The sequence below is a fragment of the Cupriavidus sp. SK-4 genome (genome assembly GCF_000611125.1).
GTDB lineage: Bacteria > Pseudomonadota > Gammaproteobacteria > Burkholderiales > Burkholderiaceae > Cupriavidus > Cupriavidus necator.
This window is the reverse complement of the sequence record NZ_JFJW01000177.1, coordinates 168-7,568: the sequence shown is the minus strand read 5'-3', so window position 1 is coordinate 7,568 and position 7,401 is coordinate 168. Positions and strand designations below refer to the sequence as shown.

9 protein-coding genes and 1 pseudogene are annotated in these 7,401 nt (G+C 63.1%); all 10 read right to left on the bottom strand.

What is annotated here, in order from left to right; genetic code table 11:
- Window positions 1–232: 232 nt before the first annotated feature.
- Window positions 233–352: pseudogene (locus CF68_RS36825) on the bottom strand (DUF3158 family protein); the annotation flags it as partial.
- 224 nt (window positions 353–576) lie between these two features.
- The gene (locus CF68_RS33650; protein ID WP_035827570.1) at window positions 577–873 is read right to left on the bottom strand and encodes a transposase; all 297 of its coding nucleotides are present in this window, start codon (window positions 871–873) and stop codon (window positions 577–579) included.
- Window positions 874–1,121: 248 nt separating this feature from the next.
- Window positions 1,122–1,337 carry a hypothetical protein gene (locus CF68_RS33645; protein ID WP_013959773.1) on the bottom strand — a complete coding sequence of 72 codons (216 nt, stop codon included), beginning with the start codon at window positions 1,335–1,337 and terminating at the stop codon, window positions 1,122–1,124.
- A gap of 68 nt (window positions 1,338–1,405) precedes the next feature.
- A complete protein-coding gene (locus CF68_RS33640) occupies window positions 1,406–1,663 on the bottom strand; it encodes a hypothetical protein (protein WP_013959774.1) in 258 nt (85 codons plus the stop codon).
- 18 nt (window positions 1,664–1,681) lie between these two features.
- Window positions 1,682–2,977, bottom strand: a complete 1,296-nt coding sequence (locus tag CF68_RS33635; RefSeq protein ID WP_013959775.1) for a hypothetical protein — start codon at window positions 2,975–2,977, stop codon at window positions 1,682–1,684.
- 102 nt (window positions 2,978–3,079) lie between these two features.
- Window positions 3,080–4,441 (bottom strand): hypothetical protein, encoded by a 1,362-nt coding sequence (locus tag CF68_RS33630; RefSeq protein WP_035827567.1) that lies wholly within the window; start codon window positions 4,439–4,441, stop codon window positions 3,080–3,082.
- Window positions 4,442–4,660: 219 nt separating this feature from the next.
- The gene (locus CF68_RS33625; protein ID WP_013959777.1) at window positions 4,661–5,305 is read right to left on the bottom strand and encodes a response regulator transcription factor; all 645 of its coding nucleotides are present in this window, start codon (window positions 5,303–5,305) and stop codon (window positions 4,661–4,663) included.
- A gap of 2 nt (window positions 5,306–5,307) precedes the next feature.
- A complete protein-coding gene (locus tag CF68_RS33620) occupies window positions 5,308–6,165 on the bottom strand; it encodes a sensor histidine kinase (RefSeq protein ID WP_084187588.1) in 858 nt (285 codons plus the stop codon).
- 168 nt (window positions 6,166–6,333) lie between these two features.
- On the bottom strand, window positions 6,334–6,759 hold the full coding sequence (locus CF68_RS36820) for a LuxR C-terminal-related transcriptional regulator (protein WP_200872623.1): 426 nt from the start codon (window positions 6,757–6,759) through the stop codon (window positions 6,334–6,336).
- Entirely contained in the window at window positions 6,710–6,901 is a 192-nt protein-coding gene (locus CF68_RS33610) for a response regulator transcription factor (RefSeq protein WP_051591811.1), read from the bottom strand. The genes CF68_RS36820 and CF68_RS33610 overlap by 50 nt, the downstream gene beginning before the upstream one ends.
- Window positions 6,902–7,401 lie beyond the last annotated feature (500 nt).

Here is a 7,401-nt window from a genome sequence, read left to right as displayed (position 1 = left end):
CGCCGACGGCGTCCGCGCTATCCTTCCCCGGCCTAAAGGCAGCCTAAAGGCCGAGGCTTGCCGCGCACCTGGTCAAGGTAGGGGCGTCCTGACGTTGCGGGTTGGCGGTGCTGGCTGCGCCTGCCGTGCGCCGCAGTGGCAGGCCACTATACGCCAGCCGGCGTCAGGCCGGCCGGTACACCCAGAAGCCAGGTGAGTGGCTCCAAATCGCCCTAGTAGCACCGGTGACCCGGGACTCCATATTCCCCTTACCTTTAAAAGGTTGTAAAAGGCCTTTTAGGTAGCCTGCTTGTTCCAGCCGTTGGAAGCCCGCCTGTTCCAGCGCCGTGAAGCGCGTCGACAGAGCGGGCATGGAAGGCCGGGTGTGCCAGCTATCCCCTGGGGATAGCACGGCAGTGTTCGGCTAGTTCATGGGGCTGTGGGCGCTGTACCTCTCGTGCTCTATACCAAACGACCGGTTTGGCAGTGCGCGTCCCCCTTCTTCATCTTGTGCCATTTCGACTGCGAATCGGCGGACCGGCTGAGAGCGGCGCTGGCAAGCGTGAATCTTCGCGGAAAGCCCGGTATCGTCAATAATCAGCGCCTCCGGCAACCCGCACGCCGGCTGATTCGCTCAAGCGTGTAACTGCGCACCGCATCGAGCACCGCTTCGTCCGACCACGGCGCATCGGCTACAAAATGATGCAGGCGTTGGTGCTCCGAGCGTACCCGGTTTGGCGACAAATGCGCCGCCATGGGCTCAACGCTCTTACGCTTGACCGGCAACATCAACCCTGTGCAGTAGCCACGAAACGGCTCCACGCGATCAGCATGCCCAAGCGACTGCGCCATCAAAGACACGTAATCCGCGAACCGTTCCGTAGAGGCTCCCATCGCTTTCCTCGTAATTCACTTGAAGACAAGCGAATAATGCCTTAATTCTTAACACAGTAGTACTAGTTAGTTTTTTAAGGTGGATAAGTTAACGGAGCCGCTAGCCCGCACCGGTATTGGCTTTGCGGGCATTCCGTACTCCTGATAGCACGAGGCTGTTCACAGGTTGTCCCCAAGTGCGGCCCGGTTGGCAGGCAGTCGGGACCTGCGCCGCGAACCGCGCCGGTCCCGACCCTTGAATGGGCACGCTAGCCGTAGCTGATCGCGTCCACCGAACAGCTGGACTGATTGGATTGGTAGCTGTTGGCGCGGACCCGCCATTGGCCGCCACGTTCGGCTTGCAGCCATAGCTCGATGGCGGTGATCAGAGTGGCGTCATGGACATGCTTGTCCTGGCGCCAGCAGACCTTCACCTCGGTGCCGTTGGTGGTTTCAGTAAATTTTTCCTGGCAGTACTTTGGCATGGCTCACTCCTTTAGCGTAGATCGACGCAGACGTTTCAACTGAAACGGTAAAGTTCGGGCGATGACGTTCAGACGGTGTAGTAGTCGCGCCATGCCGCAACCAGTTGAGTGCGGATCTGCTCGGGCAATTGGTTGTTGTTGAACGTAGGCGGCTTCCTGTTGCCGTAGTAGTAGGCCGTGCGGTCATTCGTCGCCATATGGTCGCGGGCGGGATTGTCGACGCTGCGGCTCATGTGGATGCCGGGGAAGGCGGGATTTTCATAGTAGACCCAGGTGCCGCCGTTGTCGGGGTCGACATAGCCGCTCACTTTCCAATCGTCCATCATTGCAGTTCTCCTGACGTGCTACTGCGGTTTGTGCGTCGGCGGTGCTGACGCGCCGTCGACGCTGCGAACCGGCTTGCTAATGACACCAAGCAAGACCGGAGTATTCGAATCGCTGGCATCGAACCGCACCTCCGTTCCCGTGCATCCGCTGCAAGCAAGCGCGGCGGCCATGGCGGGCGCGCGCCGTATGCTGAAAGGGCCGATGCTTGCCACCGACGCGGCCAGCTCCTGCGCCAGGCGGCTATTGGCTGCCCGCAGCGATAGGCGCGGTCGAAAGCCGATAACCGCGCGCGCCGGAAGCAGGCCGAGCGCACCATCCATACCGAAAAAATCCGGCGCGCCTGCCGGCAGCGTTGCGTGCCCGCCTTCGAGCAGCTCGGCGTCGAACCAATTGCCGGGCTGTATAGGGAAGACGCCGAATCCGGCCAGGGTCAGGGTCAGACCTTCGAGCAACCCGTCGGCCGCAGTGCGCTGCAGCGCTGGCCGTTCCGCAACCGCCGCACTGGCATTGGGCATGTGCAGTCCGAGAAAGGCGGGCCAGCCGGCCCCGACGAAGGGATCCGGTGTCGGCGCTGCGGCCGGTGCGGCAGATGCCCCCAATGTGGCCGGCAGACCCCGCGGGCTGGCGAGCGTGGTAGGCGAAGGCAAGGTCAGCGACAACGCCGGCGGCAAATCTGCCGGCGAGCTGCGCCAAGCGCCAAGGCCGGTGGCCCAGCCGCCCAGCGAGTACCGCGGACAGCAGAACTCGGTACTGCCTGCATACAGGCTGGCGGCCATGTTCAGTTCGCTGGCCTCCGGCAGGGACGCGATAAGGCAGCGATTCATCGCCACGCTCAGCGCCGGCGCCCGGCCGTCCAGCGTAGCGATCAGGGCATCATGGGCGCCCAGCAGTCCTGCGCGCTGGCCATCCTGCGGGGCCGCGTCGGCGACAGCGCGGCCGGCAATGCCGTGCAGCGGCAGGTGCCGCGCCTGCAGCAGTCGCCGGTACCGCGCCAGATCCGTGCTCAAGAGGTCGCCAAGTGCTGCCGGCCGCAAAGGTCCGCGCCGCGTCATGGATGCGGCGGCCTCCACCAGAAAGCTCAGGCATAGCCAGTAAGCCGTGAATAGGCCGCTGCGAGAAGCGTAAGCACCCGCGCTGGCGGGGATGCCATTGCCGAGCTGGAAGATGCTCCAGTTGACGACCGCGGGCTGCGCATCACCCAGCCCGCTGAAAGAAGTAACAGCGGCAGGAGAGAACAGATCCGGCGCGGCGACGCCGGCATGGTTTGCGATGGCGTCGGCGTAGAGGCGCCATAGCGCGTGATCGGACAGCATGAGATCTCCAGCGGGCGGACGGTTGTCAACTGCAGCCGAGGCGGATGCACAAAGGTGTCGGACGTGGCGCCCCGAACTCATCTGCGGGGCGCCATGCGCGCATCAGCCGCCCAGCTTCTGGCTCACCACGCCGAGCAGGATGGGAAGGGTGCTGCTGACCGGCCCGATCGTAACGGTGGCTGAAGCGTCATCCCACTTGATGTCCTGCTTGGTGCCGCTGGTCGATACCGTGGCCGAGCCGATGCGGAACGGCCCGATGCCGATCGAGGCCGTGGCTTGCGCTTGCCAGCTGTTCTTGACGTTGCTGTAGTCGCTTGCCGTCATTTTTAGCTTCACGGTCGGCTGAAAGCCGGCGATGATTTGCGTCGGCACCCGGGCCAGCGCACCCTTGTCGCCGAAGAAGTCCGGCGCGCCGGGCTTGAGCCGGTTGTGATAGGTGGCAACCAGCCCGCCGTTGTCCCACCACAGTCCGGGGCCGATCGGAAAGGTGCCAAAGCCGGTAAAGTCCACCGCCAGGCTAAAATCGGAGCTGCTCGTGTTGATGCTAGTTTTCTGCCCGCTTGCCGAACCGCCGCCGAAGAAGGAGAAGAAGTCGCCGAACAAGCTGGCATCCACTGACGTGCTCCAGCCGGACTCGTCGAAGTCATAGCTGCCGGAACTCGAGCTGATCGAGATCGAGGCGCCCGCGTTGTTCTTGCCTGCCACACTGGCCTGCTGCCACTCAGCATACTTGGCGCTAAATGCCTGCAGTGAATAGGACGGTGCGAAGGCCGAGAACAAGTTGTTGGCCGGGACCGGATTGGTGCCACCGATCACCACCGGCTGGCTGCCGGCCGGCGCCACACTGCCCATCTTGACAGGCATGTTGTAGGGGTTCTGCGTGGCCATGTTCTGCGCGCCGTTGATGCCGACCTTGGCACGCGCCTGCTGCACGACGCTATAGCCGGGGCCGTAGGCCTTGATCATGATCTCGTCGTAGGCGCCGGATGCGCCGATCAGCGCATTGTTGGCATTCAGATAGCTCGGGTAGTTCTGCTGTACCCAGGCCTGGAACGGCGGAGGGTTAGGATTGACGTTCTTGTAGGCGCCATAGGCGTTGTAGGCCGCCACCTGGACATTGTTGAAATTGGTCTGTGCGGTGTTGAGCGCGGCCGTCGCCTGGTTCACCTGGCTTTCCAGGTTGGGATTGACCATTGCCCCGAGGTCCACCCAGTCGAGGAAGGTCGCATAGGCGGCAAGCAGTCCGCCGGCGGAGGAGTAGGCGGGACTGGCGGCGGGAATGACATCGCCGATGCCATACACGTAGTAGTTGGTGATGCCGGGGTCGCCATTGCCGAGGTCGACATTCAGCGTGGTCGAGCCAGCGCTGAATTGCTGCTGGTCGGTGAGCCCATTCGGGAACGCTTGGGCCTGCACAGCGCCCATCCACTTCTTCCAGAGATCCAAGGTATCGACATTTGCCATTTCTCTGCTCCAGTTGGTTTGGCGGAAATGGACGACAACGGCGGCAGTGCCAGCATCGTCCACAGACGCGCCGTGCCGCCATGTCGCTTGCACCGCCCGTCTGGATTCCATGGTCGGCGATCGCGGGCGCCGGCGAACTGTGCGGAAGACTGATTTGCCCCTTCAAAGAAACTGATTTGCGCATCGGCAGGAGCCGCATATGGCAAGTGTTGCCGCCGTTCAGAACAGACCTTCGTGAATCGCATAGCGGGTCAGCTGTGCAATGCCCTTTACTTGGAGCTTCCTCATGATGTGCTCGCGATGCGTGCCGACAGTTTTGGTGCTAATGTGCAGCTGCTCCGCGATCTCTCTGGTTGAGTGGCCTTCTACCAGCAGCTGGAGGATCTGGCGCTCGCGCGCACTGAGCGTGGCGCCCGGGGCCGGCGTGCCATGACTGCGTGCCGAGCGCAAGCTGGCCAACATGGCGGTGGCCACCTCGGCGCTCAGGTAGGAACGTCCGCTAGCCACGGTGCGAATGGCTTTGCCCAATTCGTCGAACGCGCAGTCCTTGAGCAGATAACCCAGAGCGCCCGCATCCAGCGCGGCGGCGATTATGCGCTGCTCGCTGTGCGCCGATACGCATAGCACGCGCACCGACGGTGACAACGGCAGGATGCGGCCGATCGCATCAATGCCGTTGAGCGCCGGCATCCCGACGTCAAGCGCGACCACGTCCGGGCGCAAGCGGTCGGTCAGGCGCATCGCTTCTATGCCGTCGGCGGCTTGCCCGACGACTTCCATGTCGCTCTCCTTGCACAGCAAGGCCGCCAGTCCTTCGCGAAACAACCTGTGGTCGTCCGCTAGCAATACACGGATGCGAGGCATATTCAACCTCGCGGACGGGACGCGCGCGCGCTTCCGCCAGTGTCGCCGTAGGAGAGGCCCAGGCGCGTGGCGGGCCTGCGCCGGCCTTGCGGCAGCGGTAGCACAATGCGGACTTGTGTGCCGCTGCCGAGGGCAGAATTCACCTCCAGCCTTCCCCCCAACGCGGCCAGCTGGGCCGCGCAACTGGACAGACCGAAGCCGCCCGCAGCGTTACCGGACGACGCGCAGAGCCGGGGATCGAAGCCGCGGCCGTCGTCGCTCACGGTGACATAGACATGGCCGCGACCGCAGGCACAGCGCACCCAGACCTGTTTGGCGCCGCTGTGCCGGCGCACATTGGCAAGCAATTCGTTCGCTACGCGCAGCACCACAGCCATAGTGGTCCGGTCAAGCGACACGGGCGGGCCGTGCAGTTCCAGACGCGTCAGCAGCGCATCCTGCCGCCTTGCCTGAAAGCGGTCTGCGAGACCGCGCAGGGCATCGTCCAGGCGCCCCTGCACCAGCAAGCCGAGGCCGAGGTCTAAGGTGACCGCGCGAATCGTACCAACCGCATCGTCGACCAGCGAGCGCGTTTCGTCGATCAGAGCTTTTGCCGTGGGCGCACACGCCAGGCCTTCCAGCTCGCGCAGCCGCAGCTGTGCCAGCGCGAGCGCCTGGCCGACTTCATCGTGCAAACCGCAGGCGATGCGCTGGCGCTCACGTTCGCGCACGCGGGCCTCAAGGGTGGCCAGCCAGTGCCGGCTCTGCCGCCCGCTGCGCGGCGATGCTTCAGTCGCCGATGCGATTCCGTCCCGTTCGCAAAGACGCTGCTGCCCCGAAAATGCTGACCATGCTGACCTCTTATTCTTGTTCCACGTCATGCGAGTCCCCATAAAGGCGAAAAAATCGCCATTATCCGAATATCTCTTTTAAATATTATTCAATTGACATATATTGCATGAAAGCCTTATTTCGCCTGAAGTGAGCAACGGACTCCGTGCCATCATCAGGTGGCCTGCGCGAGCTCCGCAATACTGCCAATGCCGTAGTCAGGAGGTGTCCGGCGGGTCTAGCAGGCCATGACGCAGGCAATGGATTGCCACCCCCGCGGCATTGCCGATGCCCAGCTTCCGATACAGGTTTTCACGGTGCTTGCGTATCGTCAGATCACTCAGACCGAATTCCCGCGCGATCTGCTTGCTGGTCTGTCCACTGGCAATCCGCAGCGCGATATCGCGCTCGCGCGGTGTCAGCGAAGGTGGCGGCGCTAGACGGTGAGAAGGCTTGTCATCGAGCACGGACAAGCTTTGCGCCGCGTCGCGGGCGCTGCCCTCTCGCGGGTCAGCATAGGCTGCGGGCGCCGGCGCGGCTTGTACCCCGTCCGCGGGCGCACTTTCCGCTTGCGCGCTGCCTACTTGTGCAGTGTCAGGTTGCAGGCGCGAGTCGGACGAGGGAGCGAGCACGACGAAATCCATGCTCGACGGCATATGAGGCCAGTTGCGCGGCATTGCGCGTGCCGGTCTTGGCTAGCAGATTGCTCCGGTGCTTGCGCACGGTCAGCACGCTGATCCCCAATTCGGTGGCAATCGAACGGCTATTCTTGCCGGCGGCGATCATGCGGAGAACTGCCTGTTCGCGCAGGGTCAATGTGTGCCGTGGTGCGTGTTGTGCCGGCATGCCTTCCCGCGGATTCGTTGGAGTCGGTCATTGTCGCAGATCGGCCGGTGCACGCTGGCCAAGCCTCCTCCAGTCTAACGAACATCGCGACAAACTAGATAAAAGGCGGCTTCTGCCTGGCGTTTAGATTGTGCCTCAAAGTGTGCGCGCCACGCCGACGCTTGACACGACCTAGGGAGCTGGGTGATGGGTCGGCTATCACAACATCGACGCCCAGAGACGGCGACCAGCAAGATGGGAATGCCAGTCATGGTGGATGTGTCCGGCGACAACAATTACGCGCCAAATAGACTTTAGCGGTCCTCTGCCAGCCCTGCTGCGATCAATCGGAAAGGCCAATCGCTCGGAACGGAATATCTCGATGCGTCTTAAAAATATGTTTCGTCCTTCGGCGCCCGGAGGCTGGTGGCCGTAGCGCTAACCGCGGTTCTGGGTGTTGT

Excerpts from the sequence above, each read along its gene's own strand:
- CF68_RS33650 (WP_035827570.1), bottom strand. The coding sequence starts at position 873 with ATGGGAGCCTCTACGGAACGGTTCGCGGATTACGTGTCTTTGATGGCG.
- CF68_RS33645 (WP_013959773.1), bottom strand. The coding sequence starts at position 1,337 with ATGCCAAAGTACTGCCAGGAAAAATTTACTGAAACCACCAACGGCACC.
- CF68_RS33640 (WP_013959774.1), bottom strand. The coding sequence starts at position 1,663 with ATGATGGACGATTGGAAAGTGAGCGGCTATGTCGACCCCGACAACGGC.
- CF68_RS33635 (WP_013959775.1), bottom strand. The coding sequence starts at position 2,977 with ATGCTGTCCGATCACGCGCTATGGCGCCTCTACGCCGACGCCATCGCA.
- CF68_RS33630 (WP_035827567.1), bottom strand. The coding sequence starts at position 4,441 with ATGGCAAATGTCGATACCTTGGATCTCTGGAAGAAGTGGATGGGCGCT.
- CF68_RS33625 (WP_013959777.1), bottom strand. The coding sequence starts at position 5,305 with ATGCCTCGCATCCGTGTATTGCTAGCGGACGACCACAGGTTGTTTCGC.
- CF68_RS33620 (WP_084187588.1), bottom strand. The coding sequence starts at position 6,165 with ATGACGTGGAACAAGAATAAGAGGTCAGCATGGTCAGCATTTTCGGGG.
- CF68_RS36820 (WP_200872623.1), bottom strand. The coding sequence starts at position 6,759 with ATGGATTTCGTCGTGCTCGCTCCCTCGTCCGACTCGCGCCTGCAACCT.
- CF68_RS33610 (WP_051591811.1), bottom strand. The coding sequence starts at position 6,901 with ATGATCGCCGCCGGCAAGAATAGCCGTTCGATTGCCACCGAATTGGGG.